The sequence below is a fragment of the Pseudomonas sp. IT-P12 genome (assembly GCF_949767465.1).
In the GTDB taxonomy this organism is placed as follows: domain Bacteria; phylum Pseudomonadota; class Gammaproteobacteria; order Pseudomonadales; family Pseudomonadaceae; genus Aquipseudomonas.
The window spans coordinates 55,842-78,126 of record NZ_CATKPY010000026.1 but is presented as its reverse complement, the minus strand read 5'-3'; the positions used below and the strand labels follow the sequence as shown (position 1 = coordinate 78,126).

The following is a 22,285-nucleotide window of genomic DNA, read 5'->3' as shown; positions in this document are numbered from 1 at the left end:
CTACAGAGAGGGGAGGGCTTTTATTGATTCAGATGCTGATGCGCGACAGTTTGATATCGGGTTCCTGATTGACGCTCAGTTGCTCGACGATCGCGTCCTGCAGGCGGCTGCACAGCAACGGATCGGACAGCGGCTGATTGTGGGCGTCGGTGATGAAGAAGACGTCTTCGACCCGTTCGCCCAGGGTCGCAATCTTGGCGTTCTGCAGCGACAGATCGAATTCGAGGAAAATCGTGCCGATCCGGGCCAGCAGGCCTGGGCGATCCGGCGCGCTGAGTTCCAGCACCGTGACCGGTCGTTGGGCATCGTTGTGGATCGTCACCTGGGGCGCGAAGGCGAAATGCTTGAGCTGGCGCGGCACCCGCCGCTGGATGATCGTCGGGTAGTCGTCCGGGTTGCGCAGGGCTTCGGTCAAACCGTCGCGGATCTGTTTGACCCGCGCCGGATTGTCGCCGATCGAGTCGCCGTCGGTGTCGAGCACGATGTAGGTGTCGAGGGTGAACTGGCTGGTCGAGGTGATGACCCGGGCATCGTGGATGTTCAGGTTCAACTGGTCCATCGCGGCCACGGTCACGGCGAAGAAGTCGTGCTGGTCCGGCGCATAGATGAAGATCTGCGTACCGCCCTCGAACTCGCGCTGGGTGGTTTCCTTGATCAGCACCAGCGGACCGCCGTCGGCCGGCTGTTGCAGGATCGCATCGGTGTGCCAGGCAACGTCGCCCGCCGTGTGGCGCAGGAAATAGTCGTCACCCAACTGCGCCCACAACTGCTCGACATCGTCCGGATCGGTGCCGCCGCGTACCAGGATGTCCAGGGCGGCGCTCTGGGTCTGGCGAATCTGCTCCTCGCGGTCCACCGGGTTTTCCAGGCCGCGACGCAAGGCGCGTTTGGTCTCGGTGTAGAGCTGGCGCAACAGACTGGCGCGCCAGGAGTTCCACAGCGTCGGGTTGGTGGCGTTGATGTCGGCGACGGTCAGCACGTACAGGTAGTCCAGATGGGTTTCATCACCGACGATCTGGGCAAAGTCGTGGATCACCTGCGGATCGGACAAGTCCTTGCGCTGGGCGGTGGTCGACATCACCAGGTGATTTTGCACCAGCCAGACGATCAGGCGGCTGTCCCAGACCGGCAGTTGGTGGCGCTGGCAAAAGACCTCGGCATCCACCGCGCCGATCTCCGAGTGATCGCCGTGCCGGCCCTTGCCGATGTCGTGGTACAGGCCGGCGAGGTAGATCAGCTCGGGCTTGGGCAGCTTGCCCATGAGCTTGCTGGCCAGCGGGAATTTCTCCGACACCTGGGTGTACTGCAACTTGCGCAGGTGTTTGATCAGGTTCAGGGTGTGCGCGTCGACCGTATAGATGTGGAACAGGTCGTGCTGCATCTGCCCGACGATAAAGCCGAACTCCGGCAGGTAGCGCCCGAGAATGCCGTAACGGTTCATCCGCCGCAGGTTGCGGTGGATCCCGATCTTGCACTTGAACAGCTCGATGAACAGGCTGGTGTTGCGAATATCGTGGCGAAAATCATCGTCGATCAGGTGACGGTTTTCCCGCAGCAGGCGAATGGTGTCGGCGCGCACGCCCTTGATTTCGGGCTGCTGGGCCATCAACACGAAGATTTCCAGCATGGCGAACGGCGTGCGCCGGAACACGTTGTCGTTGCGTGCCTCGATGTAGCCGTCATGCAGCTGGAAACGCGAATTGATCGGTTGTGGCGGTGCCTCGTCTTCCGGGGCGAGAATCACTTCCTCGAAGTGCTGGATGATCAGGTCGCTGAGCTGGGCGATGCTCATCACCACCCGGTAATACTGCTGCATGAAGTTTTCGACGGCCTGTTTGGCGTCGTCGCCTTCGAACCCCAACAGCTTGGCAATGGCGCGCTGGTGATCGAACAGCAGGCGATCTTCGGCGCGGCCGGCGAGCATGTGCAACGCGTAACGCACTTTCCAGAGGAACTCCTGGGAAGAGGCCAGCAAGGCGTTTTCGCTTTCCACCAGGAAACCTTCGCCGGCCAGTGCCCGCAGGTTCAGGGTGCCGTATTGGCGACGGGCCACCCACAGGATGGTCTGGATGTCCCGCAGCCCGCCCGGTGAACCTTTGACGTTGGGCTCCAGGTTGTACTCGGTGTCGTTGTACTTGTGGTGGCGGGCCTTCTGCTCGGCCCGCTTGGCCAGGAAAAACTCCTTGCTTGGCCACATGTGCGCGGTGCTGGTGACATCCAGCATGCGCTGGCGCAAGCGTTCAGGGCCGGCAATCGTGCGGCTTTCCATCAGGTTGGTGATGACCGTCAGGTCGGCGCGGGCCTCCACGGCGCATTCGTCGACGGAGCGCACGCTCTGGCCGACTTCCAGGCCGATGTCCCACAACAGGGTCAGGAAGCGCTCGATGGAATCGCGGAAAACTTCGTGGTCGGCGCTGTCCAGCAGGATCAGCAGGTCGATGTCCGAGTAAGGGTGCAACTCGCCGCGCCCGTAGCCGCCCACTGCGACCAGCGCGATATCAGCGTCTTCGCTCCAGTCGAACTGCTCCCAGGCCTTTTGCAGGATGTTGTCGACGAACCAGGCACGATCCTCGATCAGCCGGCGAATCTCCCGGCCTGCGCGAAAGCGCCCGTCGAGCACCTCGCGGGCCTGGCGGATGGCCTTCTTGAATGCCGCGATGGGGCTGGCCTTCAAGGCCAGTTCAGCCTGGAACTGGCCACGGTCGAAGAGTTCGGGGTCCACCTGCGGCATCGATTGGCTTTCCTTTCTATAAAGGCTGTCTATTGAGCATGGGAGCAATGCAGTTCGGATCAGGCCGAGACGCGCGGGATGGTGTCATCGCTGCGCAAGGTGAAGATCTCGTAGCCTGTTTCGGTCACCACCAGGGTGTGCTCCCACTGCGCCGACAGCTTGCGGTCCTTGGTGATCGCGGTCCAGCCATCGCCCAGCACCTTGGTGTCGGCCTTGCCCTGGTTGATCATCGGCTCGATGGTGAAGGTCATGCCGGCTTGCAGTTCCATGCCGGTGCCGGCACGGCCGTAGTGCAGGATCTGCGGCTCTTCGTGGAACACCTTGCCAATGCCGTGGCCGCAGAACTCGCGGACCACCGAGAAGCCGTTCTTTTCCGCGTGCTTCTGGATGATTTCACCGATGTCGCCCAGGCGGCAGCCGGGCTTGACGATCTCGATGGCCTTGTACATGCATTCCTGGGTGACTTGCGACAGGCGCTCGGCCCACACCGGCACGGTGCCGACGTGGAACATGCGGCTGGTATCGCCGTGGTAGCCGTCCTTGATGACGGTCACGTCGATGTTCAGCGTGTCGCCATCCTTCAGCGGCTTCTCGTTGGGAATGCCGTGGCAGACCACATGGTTGATCGACGTGCAGATCGACTTCGGGTAGCCCTTGTAGTTGAGCGGGGCAGGAATGGCTTGCTGCACATTGACGATGTAGTCGTGGCAGATGCGGTCCAGCTCTTCGGTGGTCACGCCCGGCTTGACATGTTCAGCAATCATTTCCAGCACATCGGCGGCCAGTTTGCCGGCGACACGCATTTTGGCGATGTCCTCCGGGGTTTTGAGGGTGACGGTCATACAGGCTCTCTCTGCGCTCGATGGCGCTTGCTAACACGGAATGGGCAGTGTGCGATGGAACTTCGCCGCCCTGAAAAACGCGATTCTAACAGACCATCAGCGCAAACCTGAGCGTCTGTGCATCGCTTCTCTCTATAGATAGGCGCATTCCCGTGCGTTTCCAAGGGCCTGCGAGAGGGTGTGCACCAGGAATCAACAATCCGGGTTCCGTTTTTGCAAGCCTTGTGATATAAAATGCGCCGCTTTCCGGGGATACCCCGAAAGGCTTAAATCCACACACGTGTCGACACGATGACCTGGGTGCCTTCAGCTGATGCTGCTGGTTGGTCATTGGGATACGTGGAGGCCAAACCCGACTTATTAAGGAACTATCATGTCCCAAGTCAACATGCGCGATATGCTGAAGGCCGGTGTGCACTTCGGTCACCAGACCCGTTACTGGAACCCGAAAATGGGTAAATACATTTTCGGCGCGCGTAACAAGATCCACATCATCAACCTTGAAAAAACCCTGCCAATGTTCAACGACGCTCTGACGTTCGTAGAGCGCCTGGCCCAGGGCAAAAACAAGATTCTGTTCGTCGGCACCAAGCGTTCCGCTGGCAAGATCGTTGCTGAAGAAGCAGCACGTTGCGGTTCGCCGTACGTCGATCACCGCTGGTTGGGCGGCATGCTGACCAACTTCAAAACCATCCGTGCTTCCATCAAGCGTCTGCGTGACCTTGAAGTGCAAGCCGAAGACGGTACCTTCGCCAAGCTGACCAAGAAAGAAGCGCTGATGCGCACTCGCGATCTTGAGAAGCTGGATCGTTCGCTGGGCGGTATCAAGGACATGGGCGGTCTGCCAGACGCTCTGTTCGTTATCGACGTTGATCACGAGCGCATCGCGATCACCGAAGCCAACAAGCTGGGCATCCCGGTTATCGGCGTAGTCGATACCAACAGCAGCCCGGAAGGCGTTGACTACATCATCCCAGGCAACGATGACGCCATTCGCGCCATCCAGCTGTACATGGGTTCGATGGCTGACGCTGTTATCCGTGGTCGCAACAACGTTTCCGGCGGCACCGAAGTTTTCGTTGAAGAAGCTCCGGCAGCTGCAGCTGAGTAATTGACGCCCCTGGCGTTGACTCAGTAAGCAAAAAGGGGGCTTGGCCCCCTTTTTGCCACCTCGAAAACCGTTTGTCGGCGCCCGCTGCCTTATTGGTAACGTGTGGCAGCTGACAGCGGTGGTTCGGGACGAATTGAACGCCCGTTCGATCGGGTGGAATGGTTGAAAACCTATCCAAGAGGAATTTGAAATGGCAGCAATTACTGCGGCGCTGGTTAAAGAACTGCGCGAACGTACCGGCGAAGGCATGATGGATTGCAAGAAGGCCTTGGAAAAGGCTGGCGGCGACATCGAAAAAGCCATTGATGACATGCGCGCTTCGGGCGCCATCAAGGCTGCTAAAAAGGCCGGCAACGTTGCCGCTGAAGGCGCTATCGCCATCAAGGCTGACGACAAGGCAGCCGTGCTGCTGGAAGTCAACTCGCAGACCGACTTCCTGGCCCTGCAAGACGACTTCAAGAACTTCGTTGCTGCCAGCGTGGAAAAAGCCTTCGCTGACAAACTGACCGACGCAGCTCCGCTGATCGCCGCTCAGGAATCGGCCCGTGAAGCCCTGGTGGCCAAAGTTGGCGAAAACGTCAACATCCGTCGCCTGGTTCGCGTTGAAGGCGACGTGGTTGGTACCTACCTGCACGGTAACAAGATCGGTGTTGCTGTTGTCCTGAAGGGCGGCGACGTCCAGCTGGCCAAGGAAATCGCCATGCACGTGGCGGCAAGCAACCCTGAGTTCCTGCTGCCTTCGCAGGTTTCGCCAGAAGCCATCGAGCGCGAGAAGGGTGTCTTCCTGCAACTGAACGAAGACAAGATGAAAGGCAAGCCAGCTGAAATCGTCGAGAAGATGATCGCTGGTCGTATCACCAAGTTCCTGGCCGAAGCCAGCCTGGTTGAGCAAGCCTTCGTGATGAACCCTGAAATCACCGTCGGCGCTCTGGCCAAGAAAGCCGGCGCTGAAATCGTTTCCTTCACCTACTTCAAGGTTGGCGAAGGCATCGAGAAGCCAGTCGACAACTTCGCTGAAGAAGTTGCCGCACAACTGGCTGCTGCCAAGCAGTAAGACGGTTTTTCAACTGTCGCCCAGAAGAGGCTGCCCGCTCACGCGCGCAGCCTCTTTTCAGATGGGGAGCCAAATTTTAATTGGTTTCCCTTTGGAACTGGCTTACAAAGCCATGTTCCGATGGCGCTGAAGCAGCGCCAACAAGAGTAAACAGCCAGCTGTAAACAGCTCGCAAAGAATTTTCAATACGCCGCAGGAGAGATTCGCAATGGCTCAGCAGGGCAGTGGTTATCAGGCTCGCTATAAACGCATTCTACTCAAGCTTAGCGGCGAGGCCCTGATGGGCTCGGAAGAGTTCGGGATCGATCCGAAAGTTCTGGATCGCATGGCGCTGGAAGTCGGCCAACTGGTCGGCATCGGCGTTCAGGTCGGTCTGGTGATCGGTGGTGGCAACCTGTTCCGTGGCGCTGCACTGAGCGCAGCGGGCATGGACCGGGTCACGGGTGACCACATGGGCATGCTGGCCACTGTGATGAACGCCCTGGCCATGCGCGACGCGCTGGAACGTGCCAATATCTCGGCCATCGTGATGTCGGCCATTTCAATGGTGGGTGTGACCGATCATTACGACCGTCGCAAAGCCATGCGTCACCTCAATTCCAAGGAAGTCGTGATTTTCGCGGCCGGTACCGGCAATCCGTTCTTCACCACGGATTCTGCGGCTTGCCTGCGCGCGATTGAAATCGATGCTGATGTGGTGTTGAAGGCGACCAAGGTCGATGGCGTCTACACTGCCGATCCATTCAAGGACCCGCATGCCGAGAAGTTCGATCATCTGACCTACGATGAAGTACTGGATCGCAAGCTGGGCGTGATGGATCTGACGGCTATTTGCCTGTGCCGCGACCACAACATGCCGTTGCGCGTATTTAACATGAACAAACCCGGCGCCCTGCTGAATATCGTGCATGGCGGCGCCGAAGGCACCCTGATCGAGGAAGTTCAACAATGATCAACGAAATCAAGAAAGACGCTCAAGAGCGCATGCAGAAATCGGTCGAGTCCCTGGCCCACAACTTCGGTCGCATCCGTACCGGCCAGGCGCACCCGAGCATTCTGGAAGGTGTGATGGTGCCTTACTACGGCGCCGACACCCCGATCAAACAAGTGGCGAACATCACCGTCAAGGACGCCCGGACCCTGCAGGTCGTCGCCTTTGAGCGCAACATGCTCGGTGCTGTGGACAAGGCCATCGGTAGCGCAGGCCTGAACCTCAACCCGACCAACCTGGGCGAGTTGCTGCTGATTTCCATGCCGGCCCTGACCGAGGAAACCCGCAAAGGCTTCACCAAGCAGGCTCGCGATGTGGCCGAAGACGCCCGTGTGGCGGTGCGCAACATCCGTCGCGACGCGAACAGCCAGCTCAAGGATCTGGTCAAGGAAAAGGAAATCAGTGAAGACGAAGAGCGTCGCGCCATTGGCGAGATCGACGAACTGACCAAAAAGCACGTGGCTATCATCGACGCCAATCTGGCGCAGAAAGAAAAAGACCTGATGGCCGTCTAAGGGTCGCTTTTTCATGGAAAAGAACAAGCAGGTTGCGCCGCCCACGGTGCCGCGCCATGTCGCGATCATCATGGATGGTAATAATCGCTGGGCGAAAAAACGCTTTATGCCGGGTGTCGCCGGGCATAAGGCGGGGGTGGATGCCGTTCGCGCGGTGATTGAGGTGTGTGCCGAGGCCAAGGTCGAGGTATTGACCCTGTTCGCGTTCTCCAGTGAGAACTGGCAGCGCCCGGCCGATGAAGTCAGCGCGTTGATGGACCTGTTTTTCAAGGCCTTGCGTCGCGAGGCCAAGCGCCTGAACGACAACAACATCAGCCTGCGCATCATTGGCGACCGCTCGCGCTTTCATCCGGAGCTTCAGGCAGCCATGCGCGAGGCTGAGGCCATGACGGCGGGCGCCAATCGCTTTGTCCTGCAGATCGCCGCCAACTACGGCGGCCAGTGGGATATCGCCCAGGCGGCGCAGCGTCTGGCACGGGAAGTCCAGGCCGGTCACCTGCGTCCGGAGGACATCACGCCGCAGTTGCTGCAAACCTGCCTGGCGACCGGTGACCTGCCGTTGCCGGACCTGTGCATCCGCACCGGCGGCGAGCATCGCATCAGCAACTTCCTGCTGTGGCAGCTGGCTTATGCCGAGTTGTACTTCTCCGACCTGTTCTGGCCGGACTTCAAACACGACGCCATGCGCAACGCGCTGGCCGATTTCGCTTCTCGCCAGCGTCGCTTCGGTAAAACGAGCGAGCAGGTCGAGGCTGGGGCCCGGGTTTAATGCTTAAACAACGAATCATCACCGCGCTGATCCTGCTGCCGATCGCCCTGTGCGGGTTTTTCCTGCTCCAGGGCTCCGGCTTTGCGCTGTTCATCGGGCTGGTCGTGACGCTGGGTGCCTGGGAATGGGCGCGTCTGGCGGGTTTCACCGCTCAATCGATGCGCGTCGGCTACGCGGCGGTGGTCGCGTTGATGCTGTTTGTGATGTACATCCTGCCGGGGTTGGCGCCCTGGGTGCTGGGCGCTTCGGTGCTGTGGTGGGGCGTGGCAACCTACCTGGTGCTGACTTACCCGCGCTCCAGCGAGCATTGGTCCAGTGCCGCCTGCAAGCTGGTGATCGGCCTGCTGATCCTGTTGCCGGCCTGGCAAGGTCTGGTCCAGATCAAACAGGAGCCCCTGGGCAACTGGTTGATCATGGCGGTGATGGTGCTGGTCTGGGGAGCCGACATCGGCGCCTATTTTTCCGGCCGCGCCTTCGGCAAGCGCAAGCTCGCCCCTCAGGTCAGCCCTGGCAAGAGCTGGGAGGGCGTGTACGGTGGTCTGGCGTTGAGCCTGGTGATCACCGCCGTCGTCGGTTTCGCGCGTGACTGGAGCTTCGCCCAGGTGCTGATCGGTCTGGTCGGTGCCGCTGTCATTGTCTTTATCTCGGTGGTGGGTGATCTCACTGAAAGCATGTTCAAGCGCCAGTCCGGGATCAAGGACAGCAGCAATCTGCTGCCGGGTCACGGCGGCGTGCTCGATCGCATCGACAGCCTGACGGCTGCGATCCCTGTCTTCGCCGTACTGTTGTGGATGACCGCGCCATGAGCAGCCCTCAGCAAATCACTGTCCTGGGTGCGACCGGCTCGATCGGCCTGAGCACGCTGGACGTTATTGCCCGTCATCCCGAGCGTTATCAGGTGTTTGCCTTGAGCGGCTTCGCCCGGCTGAGCGAGCTGCAGGCGCTGTGCGTCCGTCATGCCCCGCGGTTTGCCGTGGTGCCGGAGCAGAATGCCGCCCAGGTCCTGCAGGAGAGCCTGCGTGCGGCGGGGCTGGCCACGCGGGTGCTGGTGGGGGAGGAGGGCCTGTGCCAGGTCGCTTCCGATCCTGAAGTCGATACGGTGATGGCGGCCATCGTCGGTGCGGCGGGCCTGCGACCGACCCTGGCGGCGGTGGAGGCGGGCAAGAAGATCCTCCTGGCCAACAAGGAAGCGCTGGTCATGTCCGGCGCGCTGTTCATGCATGCCGTGCGTAAAAGCGGGTCGGTGCTGCTGCCGATCGATAGCGAGCACAACGCGATTTTTCAATGCATGCCACAGGATTTTTCCCGTGGCCTGGGGCAAGTTGGGGTGCGGCGGATTTTGCTGACCGCTTCCGGTGGGCCGTTCCGGCAGACACCCTTGGCGCAATTGTCCGATGTGTCTCCCGATCAGGCCTGTGCCCACCCGACCTGGTCGATGGGGCGCAAGATCTCGGTGGACTCGGCGAGCATGATGAACAAGGGGCTCGAACTGATTGAGGCCTGCTGGCTGTTCGATGCCAGACCATCCCAGGTCGAAGTGGTGATTCACCCGCAGAGCGTGATTCATTCGCTGGTCGACTATGTCGATGGTTCGGTGCTGGCCCAGTTGGGCAACCCTGACATGCGCACGCCGATCGCCAACGCCCTGGCGTGGCCGGAACGCATCGATTCAGGTGTTGCGCCGCTGGACCTGTTCGCCGTAGCGCGTCTGGACTTCGAAGCGCCCGACGAGGATCGTTTCCCTTGCCTGCGCCTGGCGCGTCAGGCGGCCGAGGCTGGCAACAGTGCGCCGGCCATGCTGAATGCCGCCAATGAAGTGGCGGTGGCGGCGTTTCTCGACGGGCGGGTTCGCTATCTGGAAATCGCGAGTATCATCGAGGAAGTGTTGAATCTCGAACCGGTGGTTGCGGTGGATGATCTCGAGGCGGTGTTCACGGCCGACGCGAAAGCGCGGGTTCTGGCCAGCCAGTGGTTGAGTCGTCACGGGCGGTGAGTGTCGCCTGGCGGCACTGGATAGGATTGCGGAGAAAATAGATGAGCGCGCTCTATATGATTGTCGGCACCCTGGTAGCCCTGGGCGTGCTGGTCACCTTCCACGAGTTCGGCCATTTCTGGGTCGCGCGTCGCTGTGGGGTCAAGGTGCTGCGTTTCTCCGTTGGCTTCGGCATGCCGTTGCTGCGCTGGCACGACAAACAGGGTACCGAGTTCGTCGTGGCCGCGATCCCGCTGGGTGGGTACGTCAAGATGCTCGACGAGCGCGAAGGCGAGGTGCCCGTCGATCAGCTCGATCAATCCTTCAATCGCAAATCCGTCCGTCAGCGTATTGCCATCGTTTCCGCCGGGCCCATTGCCAACTTTCTGCTGGCCCTGGTTTTTTTCTGGGTGCTCGCGATGCTGGGCAGCGAGCAGGTGCGTCCGGTCATTGGCGCCGTCGAGTCCGGCAGCATTGCCGCCAAGGCTGGCTTGAGCGCGGGTCAGGAGATCGTTGCCATCGATGGCGAGCCGACCTCGGGCTGGGGGGCGGTGAACCTGCAGCTGGTACGTCGTCTCGGTGAGAGCGGTTCGCTGCAGATGCTGGTCCGTGAGCCGGGTTCAACGGCGGATTCGCCACGTGAACTGGCCCTGGACAGTTGGCTCAAGGGGGCCGACGAGCCGGACCCTATTCGCTCGCTGGGCATCCGCCCCTGGCGTCCAGCGCTTCCTCCAGTATTGGCCGAAATCGACCCGAAAGGCCCGGCGCAGGCGTCCGGCCTGAAAACCGGCGATCGTCTGCTGGCGCTGGATGGCAAGGCGGTCGATGACTGGCAGCAGGTGGTCGATACCGTTCGTATGCATCCGGATACCAAAATCCTGCTGCGCGTCGAGCGCGATGGTGCTCAAATCGACGTCCCTGTGACCTTGGCGGCTCGCGGCGAGAGCAAGGCACCGAGTGGCTACCTGGGCGCCGGGGTGAAAGCCGTGGACTGGCCGCCGGAAATGGTCCGCGAAGTCAGCTTCGGGCCTTTGGCTGCGATCGGCGAGGGTGCTCGACGCACCTGGACCATGAGCATCCTGACTCTCGATTCGCTCAAGAAAATGTTGTTCGGCGAGCTCTCGGTAAAAAACTTGAGTGGACCGATAACCATTGCTAAAGTGGCGGGCGCTTCTGCCCAGTCGGGCGTCGCTGATTTCCTGAATTTCCTTGCTTATCTGAGTATTAGCCTGGGGGTTCTGAATTTGTTGCCCATTCCTGTACTGGATGGGGGGCATTTGCTGTTCTATCTGATCGAGTGGGCGCGTGGTCGTCCCTTGTCGGATCGGGTGCAGGGTTGGGGGATACAGATCGGCATCAGTTTGGTGGTCGGGGTGATGTTGCTCGCTCTGGTCAATGATTTGGGTCGTCTGTAACACTTCGCTGAATTGCGAATCTGCCGCATTTTGCGGCAGTTTGTTTATTGCCAGTTGGAATAAGAAAGGACTTCATGAAACGTCTGCTGCTAACTGCGGTTCTCTCCGTATTGATGATCGCCGAAGTTCACGCCGAGTCCTTCACCATCTCTGATATTCGCGTCAATGGCCTCCAGCGGGTCTCCGCGGGTAGCGTCTTTGGTGCGTTGCCGCTGAACGTCGGTGAACAGGCGGATGATCGTCGCCTGGTGGAATCCACTCGTGCGCTGTTCAAAACCGGGTTCTTTCAAGATATCCAGCTGGGTCGCGATGGCAACGTCCTGGTCATCACGGTCGTCGAGCGCCCGTCGGTCGCCAGTATCGAAATCGAAGGCAACAAGGCGATTTCCACTGAAGACCTGATGAAAGGCCTGAAGCAATCCGGCCTGGCCGAAGGCGAGATCTTCCAGCGTGCCACCCTTGAAGGCGTGCGCAACGAGCTGCAGCGTCAATATGTCGCCCAGGGCCGCTATTCGGCGACCGTCGACACCGAAGTGGTGCCGCAGCCGCGTAACCGCGTCGGCCTCAAGGTCAACATCAACGAAGGCACCGTGGCCGCTATCCAGCACATCAACGTGGTGGGTAATACAGTCTTCCCCGATGAAGACCTGATCGACCTGTTCGAGCTCAAGACCACCAACTGGCTGTCGTTCTTCAAGAACGATGACAAGTACGCCCGTGAAAAACTCTCCGGTGACCTGGAGCGCCTGCGTTCCTATTACCTGGACCGCGGCTATATCAACATGGATATCGCCTCGACCCAGGTGTCCATCACCCCGGACAAGAAGCACGTCTACATCACTGTCAACGTCACCGAAGGCGAGAAATACACCGTTCGCGACGTCAAGCTGAGCGGTGACCTGAAGGTGCCTGAGGACCAGGTCAAGTCGTTGTTGCTGGTGCAGAAAGGCCAGGTGTTCTCGCGCAAGCTGATGACCACCACGTCCGAGCTGATCACCCGCCGCCTGGGTAACGAGGGCTACACCTTCGCCAACGTCAACGGCGTGCCTCAGCCTCACGATGACGATCACACCGTCGACATCACCTTCGCCGTCGATCCGGGCAAGCGCGCCTACGTCAACCGCATCAACTTCCGTGGCAACACCAAGTCCGAAGACGAAGTGCTGCGTCGTGAAATGCGCCAGATGGAAGGTGGCTGGGCTTCGACCTACCTGATCGACCAGTCCAAGACCCGTCTTGAACGCCTGGGCTTCTTCAAGGAAGTCAACGTCGAGACGCCGGCTGTTCCAGGTGTCGATGACCAGGTCGATGTGAACTACAGCGTTGAAGAGCAGGCTTCCGGTTCGATCACCGCCAGTGTGGGTTTTGCCCAGAGCGCGGGTCTGATCCTCGGTGGTTCGATCACCCAGAACAACTTCCTGGGTACGGGTAACAAGGTCAGCATCGGCTTGACCCGCAGTGAATACCAGAGCCGCTATAACTTCGGTTATGTCGACCCCTACTGGACTGCAGACGGCGTCAGCCTGGGCTACAACGCGTTCTATCGCACCACTGACTACAAAGACCTCGACGTCGACGTGGCCAGCTATGCGGTTGACAGCCTGGGTGCAGGCGCAAGCGTGGGTTACCCGATCAGCGAAACGTCGCGCCTGACCTTCGGCCTGACCGTGCAACAGGACAAGATCAAGACCGGCCTGTACACCGTTGACGAGATCTTCGATTTCGTTAACAAGGAAGGCGACAACTACCTGAACTTCAAGGCGTCGGCCGGCTGGTCCGAATCGACCCTGAACAAGGGTGTGCTGGCGACCCGTGGTCACTCCCAAAGCCTGGTGCTGGAAAGCACGACGCCTGGCAGCGACCTGTCGTTCTTCAAACTCGACTACCGCGGCCAGCTGTTCCAGCCGCTGACCGAAAACTACACCATGCGCCTGCACACCGAACTGGGTTATGGCGACGGTTACGGTTCGACCGATGGCTTGCCGTTCTATGAAAACTACTATGCTGGTGGTTTCAACTCGGTTCGTGGCTTCAAGGACAGCACCCTGGGTCCTCGCAGTACGCCGAGCCGGGGCAATAACCCGGGCACGGCGCTTGACCCGGACCAGGATCCGCTGCCGTTCGGTGGTAACGTCCTGATCCAGGGCGGTGTGGAGGTGCTGTTCCCTCTGCCGTTCGTCAAGGATCAACGTTCCCTGCGTACCTCGGTATTCTGGGACGTGGGTAACGTTTTCGACTCGCAGTGCAAGGACACCACCAACGCCAACGGTACGTCGTCCAATACCAAGTGCAACGACATCAGCTTGAGCAACATGGCCAGCTCTGTCGGTGTGGGGGTGACCTGGGTCACTGCACTGGGTCCATTGAGTTTTGCGTTGGCCATGCCGATCAAGAAACCGGATGAAGCTGAAACTCAAGTGTTCCAATTCTCCCTCGGCCAGACGTTCTAAGCGTCTGACCCTAGATAACGACAACGGATTTGTAGGAGTGCATCGTGCGTAAGTTGACTCAACTGGTTCTACTGGCTTCCGTACTGGTAGCAGGTCCGGCTTTTGCCGACATGAAAATCGCTGTTCTGAACTATCAGATGGCGCTGCTGGAATCCGATGCGGCCAAGAAATATGCCGTGGATGCCGAGAAGAAGTTTGGTCCGCAACTGACCAAGCTCAAGACGCTGGAAAGCAGCGCCAAGGGCATCCAGGACCGCCTGATGGCGGGCGGTGACAAGATGCAGCAGGGCGAGCGTGAGCGCCTGGAGCTCGAGTTCAAGCAGAAAGCCCGCGACTTCCAGTTCCAGTCCAAGGAACTGAACGAAGCCAAAGCCGTTGCTGACCGTGAAATGCTGAAGCAGCTCAAGCCGAAACTGGACAGCGCTGTGGAAGAGGTTATCAAGAAAGGTGCTTATGACCTGGTCTTCGAGCGTGGCGCAGTGATCGATGTCAAACCTCAATATGACATCACTCGCCAGGTTATCGAGCGCATGAATCAGCTGAAGTAATCATGACAGCGACCATAAAACTCGGCCAGTTGGCCGAGTTCCTCGGCGCCACCCTGCGTGGCGACGCAGAGAAGGAAATTACTGGGCTAGCCACTTTGCAAGAGGCTGGCCCAGCTCAGTTGAGCTTTCTGGCAAATCCCCAATACCGTAAATACCTGGCTGGCAGCCGGGCCGCAGCGCTGTTGCTGAAGGCCGCTGATGCAGAAGGTTTTGCCGGCGATGCGCTGGTCGTGCCCGACCCTTACCTGGCTTATGCCCGTATTTCCCATCTGTTCGATCCCAAGCCCAAGGCAGTTGCCGGTATTCACCCGACAGCGGTCGTGGCAGCGGATGCGGTGGTCGATCCGACGGCAAGCATAGGTGCCTTCGCCGTGATCGAAAGCGCAGCGCGCATTGGTGCCGGCGTGAGCATTGGCGCGCATTGCTTCATCGGTGCGCGCAGCGAAGTGGGCGAGGGCGGCTGGCTGGCTCCGAAAGTCACCCTTTATCATGACGTGCGCATCGGCAAGCGCGTGGTGATCCAGTCGGGCGCGGTGCTGGGGGGCGAAGGTTTCGGTTTCGCCAACGAAAAGGGCATCTGGCAGAAAATCGCCCAGATTGGTGGCGTTCTGGTGGGCGACGATGTGGAGATTGGCGTGAATACCGCCATCGACCGCGGCGCGCTGGCCGATACGCTCATCGGTAATGGCGTCAAGCTCGACAATCAGATTCAGATTGCCCACAACGTGCAGATCGGCGATCACACCGCCATGGCGGCGTGCGTGGGTATTTCGGGCAGCACCAAGATCGGCAAGCATTGCATGCTCGCCGGCGGTGTAGGCCTGGTTGGGCATATCGAAATTTGCGACAAGGTTTTCATCACCGGGATGACCATGGTGACCCACTCGATTACCGAGCCGGGCTCCTATTCTTCCGGTACGGCCATGCAACCGGCTGCCGAATGGCGCAAAAGCGCGGCACGTATCCGTCAGCTCGATGACATCGCGCGCCGGCTGCGACAACTGGAAAAGCGTACAGGGGACGTGACCCCTGACGGTAATGCTTCATCAGATGGCTGATACCCTTTCCACATCAAGTGTGTCCGGCCGCTAGACTGCCTCCTTGATTTGCTAGAGGAATGCGCGTCGATCGCGCGTTCCCAATCTTTACATAGGCTTCCCCCCGATATGATGGACATCAACGAGATTCGCGAATACCTGCCTCACCGTTACCCGTTCCTGCTGGTGGACCGGGTCGTGGATCTGGATGTGGAAGAGAAGCGCATTCGCGCCTACAAGAATGTCAGCATCAACGAACCATTCTTCAATGGCCACTTCCCGGCGCATCCAATCATGCCGGGCGTGCTGATCATCGAGGCGATGGCGCAGGCGGCCGGGATCCTGGGTTTCAAGATGCTCGACGTGAAACCGGCCGATGGCACCCTCTACTACTTCGTTGGCTCCGACAAACTGCGTTTCCGCCAGCCTGTGTTGCCGGGTGATCAGTTGATCCTCGAAGCCAAGTTCATCAGCTGCAAGCGCCAGATCTGGAAGTTCGAATGCCAGGCTTCGGTCGATGGCAAGCCGGTCTGCTCCGCTGAAATCATCTGCGCGGAACGCAAGCTATGAGTTTGATTGACCCTCGTGCAATCATCGATCCGACGGCCGTCCTGGCCGACGGCGTCGAGGTTGGCCCTTGGTCGATCATCGGCGCAGGTGTGGAAATCGGCGAGGGGACAGTGATCGGGCCGCATGTGATTCTCAAGGGCCCAACCCGAATCGGTAAGCACAATCGCATCTACCAGTTTTCGTCGGTGGGTGAAGACACACCCGATCTGAAATACAAGGGCGAGGAAACCCGCCTGGTGATCGGTGACCACAATGTCATTCGCGAAGGCGTGACCATTCACCGCGGGACCATCCAGGACCGTTCGGAAACCACCCTGGGCGATCACAACCTGATCATGGCCTATGCCCACATCGGCCACGACAGCGTCATCGGCAATCACTGCATCCTGGTCAACAACACCGCACTGGCCGGCCATGTGCACGTCGAAGACTGGGCGATCCTGTCCGGCTTCACCCTGGTTCACCAGTACTGCCATATCGGTGCCCACAGCTTTTCCGGCATGGGCACCGCCATCGGCAAGGACGTTCCAGCTTACGTCACGGTGTTCGGCAACCCGGCTGAAGCGCGCAGCATGAACTTTGAAGGCATGCGCCGTCGTGGTTTCAGCGAAGACGCCATTCATGCCCTGCGTCGCGCCTACAAGGTGGTGTACCGCCAGGGCCTGACGGTCGAGCAGGCGCTTGCCGAACTGGCCGAGCCTTCGACGCAGTTTCCGGAAGTCGCCGTGTTCCGCGATTCGATCCAGTCTTCGACCCGCGGCATCACCCGTTAACCATGGCTAATCTGCGTATTGCGCTGGTGGCCGGTGAGGCTTCCGGCGACATTCTGGGCGCCGGTCTCATGCGTGCGCTCAAGGCCCAACACCCGGCGGTCGAGTTCATCGGTGTCGGCGGTCCGCTGATGCAGGCCGAAGGCCTGGCTTCGTACTTTCCGATGGAGCGCCTGTCGGTCATGGGCCTGGTCGAAGTGCTCGGCCGGCTGCGCGAGCTGCTCAAGCGCCGCAAGCAACTGATTGCCGACCTGATCGCCGCCAAGCCCGATGTGTTCATCGGGATCGATGCGCCGGACTTCAACCTCAATATCGAACTCAAGCTGCGCCAGGCCGGGATCAAGACCGTGCATTACGTCAGCCCGTCGGTCTGGGCGTGGCGACAGAAGCGGGTGCTGAAGATTCGCGAAGGCTGCGACCTGATGCTGACGCTGTTCCCCTTCGAAGCGAAGTTCTATGAAGAGAAGGGCGTGCCGGTGCGGTTTGTCGGGCATTCACTGGCCGATGCGATCCCGCTGGAAGCCGATCGCGCCGCAGCACGGGCCGAACTGGGTTTGCCTGATGGCCCCTTGGTTGCGCTGATGCCGGGCAGTCGCGGCGGTGAAGTGGGGCGCCTGGGCGCCTTGTTCCTCGACACCGCCCAGCGCCTGCGCGCCATGCGTCCGGGGGTTCGGTTCGTAATGCCGTGTGCCAGTCCGGAGCGTCGCCGACAGCTTGAAGAGTTGCTGGTCGGCCGCGATTTGCCCCTGACCCTGCTCGACGGCAAGTCCCATCTGGCACTGGCGGCCTGTGACGCGGTGCTGATAGCCTCCGGAACAGCTACCCTGGAAGCGTTGTTGTACAAACGGCCGATGGTCGTCGCCTATCGTCTGGCGCCCCTTACGTTCTGGATTCTCAAACGCATGGTCAAGAGCCCCTACGTCTCGTTGCCGAACCTGCTGGCCCAGCGCCTGCTGGTGCCGGAGTTGCTGCAGGACGATGCGACGGTCGAAGCGCTGGCCCAGACACTGTCGCCGCTGATCGAAGGTGGCGAAGAACAGACGCGCGGTTTTGACCAGATTCACCGGACGTTGCGTCTGGATGCCTCCAACCAGGCTGCGGATGCAGTGCTGAAGCTGATCGGTCAGGGACAATGAGCAAGACAAGCATGCAAATGGGCCTGGATTTCACCCTGGTCGCTGAAGTCGAAGACCTGGTGGCCGGTGTCGACGAAGTCGGTCGCGGCCCGCTCTGCGGTGCCGTGGTCACGGCAGCGGTGATTCTTGATCCGAATCGCCCGATCCTGGGCCTGAACGATTCGAAGAAACTCACCGAAGCGCGCCGCGAAAAACTCTTCGACGAGATCTGCGAGAAGGCCTTGAGCTGGTGCATTGCCCGCGCCGAGGTCGAAGAGATCGACGAGTTGAACATTCTCCACGCCACCATGCTGGCCATGCAGCGCGCGGTCGAAGGCCTGCACATTCAGCCAAAACTGGCGATGATCGACGGCAACCGCTGCCCCAGACTGCCCATGCGCGCCGAAGCGGTGGTGCAGGGGGATGCCAAGGTGCCCGCTATTGCGGCAGCGTCGATCCTGGCCAAGGTCAGCCGCGACCGTGAAATGGCGGCGTTCGAGCTGATATACCCCGGGTACGGCATCGGTGGCCACAAGGGCTACCCCACCCCCGTTCATCTGGAAGCGCTGGCCCGCCTGGGGCCTACGCCGATTCACCGTCGCTCGTTTGCGCCGGTGCGGTTGGCGTATGAGGCGCGCGTGGGCTTGGTTGAGGTTTAGTTGCGTTTGCGTTTGGCGTGATTAGCCGTTGCTGCGGTAACGGATATTCACCCCATCCCATTGCCAAACCAGCCAAACCAACCCACCACCTCTGGCCAACCTCATTACGGTACAATCCGCGCCTTGTTGTTTTACGTTTACAGACAGGATCACTATGCCGGCTTCATTCGTTCATCTACGCCTGCACACTGAATTTTCCCTGGTCGATGGTCTGGTGCGGATCAAGCCGCTGGTCAAGACCCTGGTCGGCATGGGCATGCCTGCCGTCGCGGTGACCGACCAGAACAACATGTGTTCCCTGGTCAAATTCTATAAAAACGCCATGGGTGCCGGGATCAAGCCGATCTGCGGCGCCGACCTGTGGCTGTCGAACAAGGATTCGGATGGACCGCTGAGCCGGATCAGCCTGCTGGTGATGAATCCCAAAGGCTATCGCAATCTGACCGAGCTGATCTCCCGTGGCTTTCTCCATGGCCAGCGCAACGGTTCGGTCATCATCGAACGCGAGTGGGTGGCCGAAGCCAATGAAGGCCTGATCATGCTGTCGGCGGCGAAAGAGGGTGAGATTGGCCTGGCCATGCTCGGCGGTAACCCGGACGAAGCCGAAACGCTGGCGCGCGAGTGGATGGCGGTGTTCGAGGACCGGTTCTATCTGGAAATCCAGCGCACCAATCGTCCTAACGATGAAGAGCATGTGCACGGTGCCGTGGCCCTGGCCGACAAGCTCGGCGCGCCTCTGGTGGCGACCAACGACGTGCGCTTCATCAAGCAGGGCGACTTCGAAGCGCACGAAACCCGTGTCTGCATCGGCGAGGGGCGTGCGCTCGACGACCCCCGGCGCTCGAAGAACTACAGCGACCAGCAATACCTCAAAAGCGCCGAGGAAATGGCCGAGCTGTTCAGCGACATTCCCGAGGCGCTGGAAAATACCGTCGAGATTGCCAAGCGCTGCAATATCGACGTGAAGCTGGGCAAACACTTCCTGCCGGACTTTCCGACCCCCAATGGCATGGGGATCGACGACTACCTGCGTCACGTTTCCCACGAAGGCCTTGAAGAGCGGCTGGCGGTGTTGTGGCCCAAAGACACCACCCCCAATTACGAAGAGAAGCGCCAGGTCTACCTCGATCGCCTGAAGTTCGAGCTGGATATCATCATCCAGATGGGGTTCCCCGGTTACTTCCTGATCGTGATGGACTTCATCAAGTGGGCCAAGAACAACGGCGTGCCGGTTGGCCCGGGCCGGGGGTCGGGTGCCGGCTCGCTGGTGGCCTATGTACTGAAGATCACCGACCTCGATCCGCTGGCCTATGACCTGCTGTTCGAACGTTTCCTCAACCCGGAACGGGTTTCCATGCCCGACTTCGACGTCGACTTCTGCATGGACGGTCGCGACCGGGTGATCGAGTACGTGGCCGATGCCTACGGCCGAGACGCCGTAAGCCAGATCATCACCTTCGGCACCATGGCCGCCAAGGCGGTGGTGCGCGACGTGGCGCGGGTGCAGGGCAAGTCCTACGGCCTGGCCGATCGCCTGTCGAAGATGATTCCCTTTGAAGTCGGCATGACCCTGGAGAAGGCCTACGAGCAGGAAGAAATCCTGCGCGATTTCCTCAAGGTCGATGAGGACGCCAAGGAAATCTGGGACATGGCGCTCAAGCTCGAGGGCGTGTGCCGTGGTACCGGCAAGCACGCCGGTGGTGTGGTCATCGCACCGACCAAGCTCACCGACTTCTCGCCGATCGCCTGTGATGAAGAGGGCGGCGGCCTGGTGACCCAGTTCGACAAGGATGACGTCGAGGCTGCCGGCCTGGTGAAGTTCGACTTCCTCGGCCTGCGAACCCTGACCATCATCAAGTGGGCGATGGAAACCATCAACCGCGAGCAGGCCAAGAAAGGCCTGGATGACCTGAACATCGATTTCATCCCGCTGGATGACAAGAAAACCTACGAGCTGCTGCAGAAAGCCGAAACCACCGCGGTGTTCCAGCTTGAATCCCGGGGCATGAAGGAGCTGATCAAGAAGCTCAAGCCCGACTGCCTGGAAGACCTCATCGCTCTGGTGGCGCTGTTCCGTCCCGGCCCGCTGCAATCGGGCATGGTGGACGACTTCATCAACCGCAAGCACGGGCGCGCCGAGTTGGCCTACCCGCACTCGGACTACCAGTACGAAGGCCTCAAGCCGGTATTGGCGCCGACCTACGGCATCATCCTGTATCAGGAACAGGTGATGCAGATCGCCCAGGTCATGGCTGGCTACACCCTGGGCGGTGCGGACATGCTGCGCCGCGCCATGGGTAAGAAAAAACCCGAGGAAATGGCCAAGCAACGCGGTGGTTTCATTGAAGGTTGCGCCACCAACAACATCGATCCCGACCTGGCCGGTAACATCTTCGACCTGGTGGAAAAATTCGCCGGTTACGGCTTCAACAAATCCCACTCCGCCGCTTATGGCCTGGTGTCGTACCAGACCGCGTGGCTGAAGACGCACCACCCGGCGCCATTCATGGCGGCGGTCCTCTCGGCGGATATGCACAACACCGACAAGGTCGTGACCTTGATCGAAGAAGTGCGCAGCATGAAGTTGCGCCTCGATGCGCCGGACGTGAATGCGTCGGAGTTTAAGTTCACGGTGAATGACGAGGGCCGGATCATCTATGGCCTGGGCGCGATCAAGGGGGTGGGCGAGGGCCCTGTCGAGGCGATCACCGAGGCGCGGGTGGACGGCCCGTTCAAGGACCTCTTCGATTTCTGCGCCCGTGTCGACCTCAAGCGCATCAATAAACGTACCCTTGACGGCTTGATCCGCAGCGGCGCGCTGGATCGCTTGGGGCCGTATTTCCACGACGAACCCAAAGCCTACCAAGCCAACATCGATCGTAACCGGGCCGTCCTGCTGGCGGCCATGGAAGAGGCGATCAAGGCCGCGGAACAAACCGCCCGGACCCACGACAGCGGCCATGCGGACCTGTTTGGCGGTGTGTTCGTCGAAGAAGATGCCGACGTCTACGCCAATCATCGCAAGGCCAAGGAACTGACCCTCAAGGAGCGGCTCAAAGGCGAGAAGGACACGCTGGGCCTGTACCTGACCGGGCACCCGATCGATGAGTACGAAGGCGAGATCCGCCGTTTCGCCCGCCAGCGCATCATCGACCTGAAGCCGGCACGCGATACCCAGACCGTTGCCGGCATGATCATCGCCCTGCGGGTGATGAAGAACAAAAAGGGCGACAAGATGGGGTTCATCACCCTGGATGACCGCTCGGGGCGCATTGAGGCGTCGCTGTTTGCCGATGCGTTTCACTCCGCCCAGGCGCTGTTGCAGACCGACGCGATGGTGGTGGTCGAGGGCGAAGTCAGCAACGACGACTTCTCCGGAGGCTTGCGGCTGCGGGTCAAGCGGGTGATGAGCATGGAAGATGCCCGCACCAACCTGGCCGAGAGCCTGCGTCTGAAAGTCCAGACCCAGGACCTCAAGGGCGATCAGCTACGCTGGTTGGGTGACCTGTTCAAGCGTCACCGCGGTGCTTGCCCGATCACCATGGAGTACACCAGCCCGGATGCGAAGGCGCTGTTGCAGTTCGGCGAAGGCTGGCGAATCGATCCGGCGGACGCGTTGATTCAAGCCCTGCGTGACCAGTTCGGGCGAGACAACGTCTTCCTCCAATACCGTTGACGGCCAGTGCCATCAGTTTGCCCTGACCTTGACCTGAATTTTTAATCTCGACCTGAACGC

General features: G+C 60.2%; 18 protein-coding genes. 16 read left to right on the top strand and 2 right to left on the bottom strand.

Annotated features, from left to right (window positions below):
* Nucleotides 1–28 precede the first annotated feature (28 nt).
* Nucleotides 29–2,731 carry a [protein-PII] uridylyltransferase gene (locus tag ACM6IM_RS25605; protein WP_414866644.1) on the bottom strand — a complete coding sequence of 901 codons (2,703 nt, stop codon included), beginning with the start codon at nt 2,729–2,731 and terminating at the stop codon, nt 29–31.
* Nucleotides 2,732–2,790: 59 nt separating this feature from the next.
* Nucleotides 2,791–3,573, bottom strand: a complete 783-nt coding sequence (gene map, locus ACM6IM_RS25600; RefSeq protein ID WP_192302524.1) for a type I methionyl aminopeptidase — start codon at nt 3,571–3,573, stop codon at nt 2,791–2,793.
* A gap of 373 nt (nt 3,574–3,946) precedes the next feature.
* On the opposite strand from map, the gene rpsB reads away from it, so the two are divergent.
* The 16 genes from rpsB to dnaE all read left to right on the top strand — a co-directional run bounded on the left by rpsB (nt 3,947) and on the right by dnaE (nt 22,225).
* A complete protein-coding gene (gene rpsB, locus ACM6IM_RS25595) occupies nt 3,947–4,684 on the top strand; it encodes a 30S ribosomal protein S2 (RefSeq protein WP_192302523.1) in 738 nt (245 codons plus the stop codon).
* Nucleotides 4,685–4,874: 190 nt separating this feature from the next.
* Nucleotides 4,875–5,738, top strand: a complete 864-nt coding sequence (tsf, locus tag ACM6IM_RS25590) for a translation elongation factor Ts (RefSeq protein ID WP_192302522.1) — start codon at nt 4,875–4,877, stop codon at nt 5,736–5,738.
* Between the two features lie 208 nt (nt 5,739–5,946).
* Nucleotides 5,947–6,690 carry a UMP kinase gene (pyrH, locus tag ACM6IM_RS25585; RefSeq protein ID WP_192302521.1) on the top strand — a complete coding sequence of 248 codons (744 nt, stop codon included), beginning with the start codon at nt 5,947–5,949 and terminating at the stop codon, nt 6,688–6,690.
* The gene (frr, locus tag ACM6IM_RS25580) at nt 6,687–7,244 is read left to right on the top strand and encodes a ribosome recycling factor (RefSeq protein WP_192302520.1); all 558 of its coding nucleotides are present in this window, start codon (nt 6,687–6,689) and stop codon (nt 7,242–7,244) included. The genes pyrH and frr overlap by 4 nt, the downstream gene beginning before the upstream one ends.
* Before the next feature lie 13 nt (nt 7,245–7,257).
* The gene (uppS, locus tag ACM6IM_RS25575) at nt 7,258–8,013 is read left to right on the top strand and encodes a polyprenyl diphosphate synthase (RefSeq protein WP_192302519.1); all 756 of its coding nucleotides are present in this window, start codon (nt 7,258–7,260) and stop codon (nt 8,011–8,013) included.
* Nucleotides 8,013–8,819 carry a phosphatidate cytidylyltransferase gene (locus ACM6IM_RS25570; RefSeq protein ID WP_414866643.1) on the top strand — a complete coding sequence of 269 codons (807 nt, stop codon included), beginning with the start codon at nt 8,013–8,015 and terminating at the stop codon, nt 8,817–8,819. Before uppS ends, ACM6IM_RS25570 begins: the two co-directional genes overlap by 1 nt.
* Nucleotides 8,816–10,006 (top strand): 1-deoxy-D-xylulose-5-phosphate reductoisomerase, encoded by a 1,191-nt coding sequence (gene ispC / locus ACM6IM_RS25565; RefSeq protein ID WP_192302517.1) that lies wholly within the window; start codon nt 8,816–8,818, stop codon nt 10,004–10,006. The genes ACM6IM_RS25570 and ispC overlap by 4 nt, the downstream gene beginning before the upstream one ends.
* A 41-nt stretch (nt 10,007–10,047) precedes the next feature.
* Entirely contained in the window at nt 10,048–11,400 is a 1,353-nt protein-coding gene (gene rseP / locus ACM6IM_RS25560; protein WP_414866642.1) for a sigma E protease regulator RseP, read from the top strand.
* 74 nt (nt 11,401–11,474) lie between these two features.
* Nucleotides 11,475–13,850 (top strand): outer membrane protein assembly factor BamA, encoded by a 2,376-nt coding sequence (gene bamA / locus ACM6IM_RS25555; RefSeq protein ID WP_192302515.1) that lies wholly within the window; start codon nt 11,475–11,477, stop codon nt 13,848–13,850.
* A gap of 44 nt (nt 13,851–13,894) precedes the next feature.
* Complete coding sequence (locus tag ACM6IM_RS25550; RefSeq protein ID WP_008000031.1) at nt 13,895–14,398, top strand: OmpH family outer membrane protein; 504 nt, start codon at nt 13,895–13,897, stop codon at nt 14,396–14,398.
* Between the two features lie 2 nt (nt 14,399–14,400).
* On the top strand, nt 14,401–15,456 hold the full coding sequence (gene lpxD / locus ACM6IM_RS25545; protein WP_201195431.1) for a UDP-3-O-(3-hydroxymyristoyl)glucosamine N-acyltransferase: 1,056 nt from the start codon (nt 14,401–14,403) through the stop codon (nt 15,454–15,456).
* A gap of 108 nt (nt 15,457–15,564) precedes the next feature.
* Nucleotides 15,565–16,005 carry a 3-hydroxyacyl-ACP dehydratase FabZ gene (fabZ, locus tag ACM6IM_RS25540; RefSeq protein WP_110966659.1) on the top strand — a complete coding sequence of 147 codons (441 nt, stop codon included), beginning with the start codon at nt 15,565–15,567 and terminating at the stop codon, nt 16,003–16,005.
* Nucleotides 16,002–16,778 carry an acyl-ACP--UDP-N-acetylglucosamine O-acyltransferase gene (gene lpxA, locus ACM6IM_RS25535; RefSeq protein ID WP_414866641.1) on the top strand — a complete coding sequence of 259 codons (777 nt, stop codon included), beginning with the start codon at nt 16,002–16,004 and terminating at the stop codon, nt 16,776–16,778. Before fabZ ends, lpxA begins: the two co-directional genes overlap by 4 nt.
* 2 nt (nt 16,779–16,780) lie before the next feature.
* Nucleotides 16,781–17,911: a lipid-A-disaccharide synthase gene (gene lpxB, locus ACM6IM_RS25530; protein WP_192302512.1), complete on the top strand. Its 1,131-nt coding sequence runs from the start codon at nt 16,781–16,783 to the stop codon at nt 17,909–17,911.
* An 11-nt stretch (nt 17,912–17,922) separates the two neighbouring features.
* Nucleotides 17,923–18,549 (top strand): ribonuclease HII, encoded by a 627-nt coding sequence (rnhB, locus tag ACM6IM_RS25525; RefSeq protein ID WP_201195515.1) that lies wholly within the window; start codon nt 17,923–17,925, stop codon nt 18,547–18,549.
* A 154-nt stretch (nt 18,550–18,703) separates the two neighbouring features.
* Nucleotides 18,704–22,225: a DNA polymerase III subunit alpha gene (dnaE, locus tag ACM6IM_RS25520; protein WP_414866640.1), complete on the top strand. Its 3,522-nt coding sequence runs from the start codon at nt 18,704–18,706 to the stop codon at nt 22,223–22,225.
* Nucleotides 22,226–22,285 lie beyond the last annotated feature (60 nt).

What these genes read in the sequence shown, in the direction of transcription:
- ACM6IM_RS25605 (WP_414866644.1), bottom strand. Translation starts at nt 2,731, where the DNA reads ATGCCGCAGGTGGACCCCGAACTCTTCGACCGTGGCCAGTTCCAGGCT.
- map (WP_192302524.1), bottom strand. Translation starts at nt 3,573, where the DNA reads ATGACCGTCACCCTCAAAACCCCGGAGGACATCGCCAAAATGCGTGTC.
- rpsB (WP_192302523.1), top strand. Translation starts at nt 3,947, where the DNA reads ATGTCCCAAGTCAACATGCGCGATATGCTGAAGGCCGGTGTGCACTTC.
- tsf (WP_192302522.1), top strand. Translation starts at nt 4,875, where the DNA reads ATGGCAGCAATTACTGCGGCGCTGGTTAAAGAACTGCGCGAACGTACC.
- pyrH (WP_192302521.1), top strand. Translation starts at nt 5,947, where the DNA reads ATGGCTCAGCAGGGCAGTGGTTATCAGGCTCGCTATAAACGCATTCTA.
- frr (WP_192302520.1), top strand. Translation starts at nt 6,687, where the DNA reads ATGATCAACGAAATCAAGAAAGACGCTCAAGAGCGCATGCAGAAATCG.
- uppS (WP_192302519.1), top strand. Translation starts at nt 7,258, where the DNA reads ATGGAAAAGAACAAGCAGGTTGCGCCGCCCACGGTGCCGCGCCATGTC.
- ACM6IM_RS25570 (WP_414866643.1), top strand. Translation starts at nt 8,013, where the DNA reads ATGCTTAAACAACGAATCATCACCGCGCTGATCCTGCTGCCGATCGCC.
- ispC (WP_192302517.1), top strand. Translation starts at nt 8,816, where the DNA reads ATGAGCAGCCCTCAGCAAATCACTGTCCTGGGTGCGACCGGCTCGATC.
- rseP (WP_414866642.1), top strand. Translation starts at nt 10,048, where the DNA reads ATGAGCGCGCTCTATATGATTGTCGGCACCCTGGTAGCCCTGGGCGTG.
- bamA (WP_192302515.1), top strand. Translation starts at nt 11,475, where the DNA reads ATGAAACGTCTGCTGCTAACTGCGGTTCTCTCCGTATTGATGATCGCC.
- lpxD (WP_201195431.1), top strand. Translation starts at nt 14,401, where the DNA reads ATGACAGCGACCATAAAACTCGGCCAGTTGGCCGAGTTCCTCGGCGCC.
- fabZ (WP_110966659.1), top strand. Translation starts at nt 15,565, where the DNA reads ATGATGGACATCAACGAGATTCGCGAATACCTGCCTCACCGTTACCCG.
- lpxA (WP_414866641.1), top strand. Translation starts at nt 16,002, where the DNA reads ATGAGTTTGATTGACCCTCGTGCAATCATCGATCCGACGGCCGTCCTG.
- lpxB (WP_192302512.1), top strand. Translation starts at nt 16,781, where the DNA reads ATGGCTAATCTGCGTATTGCGCTGGTGGCCGGTGAGGCTTCCGGCGAC.
- rnhB (WP_201195515.1), top strand. Translation starts at nt 17,923, where the DNA reads ATGCAAATGGGCCTGGATTTCACCCTGGTCGCTGAAGTCGAAGACCTG.
- dnaE (WP_414866640.1), top strand. Translation starts at nt 18,704, where the DNA reads ATGCCGGCTTCATTCGTTCATCTACGCCTGCACACTGAATTTTCCCTG.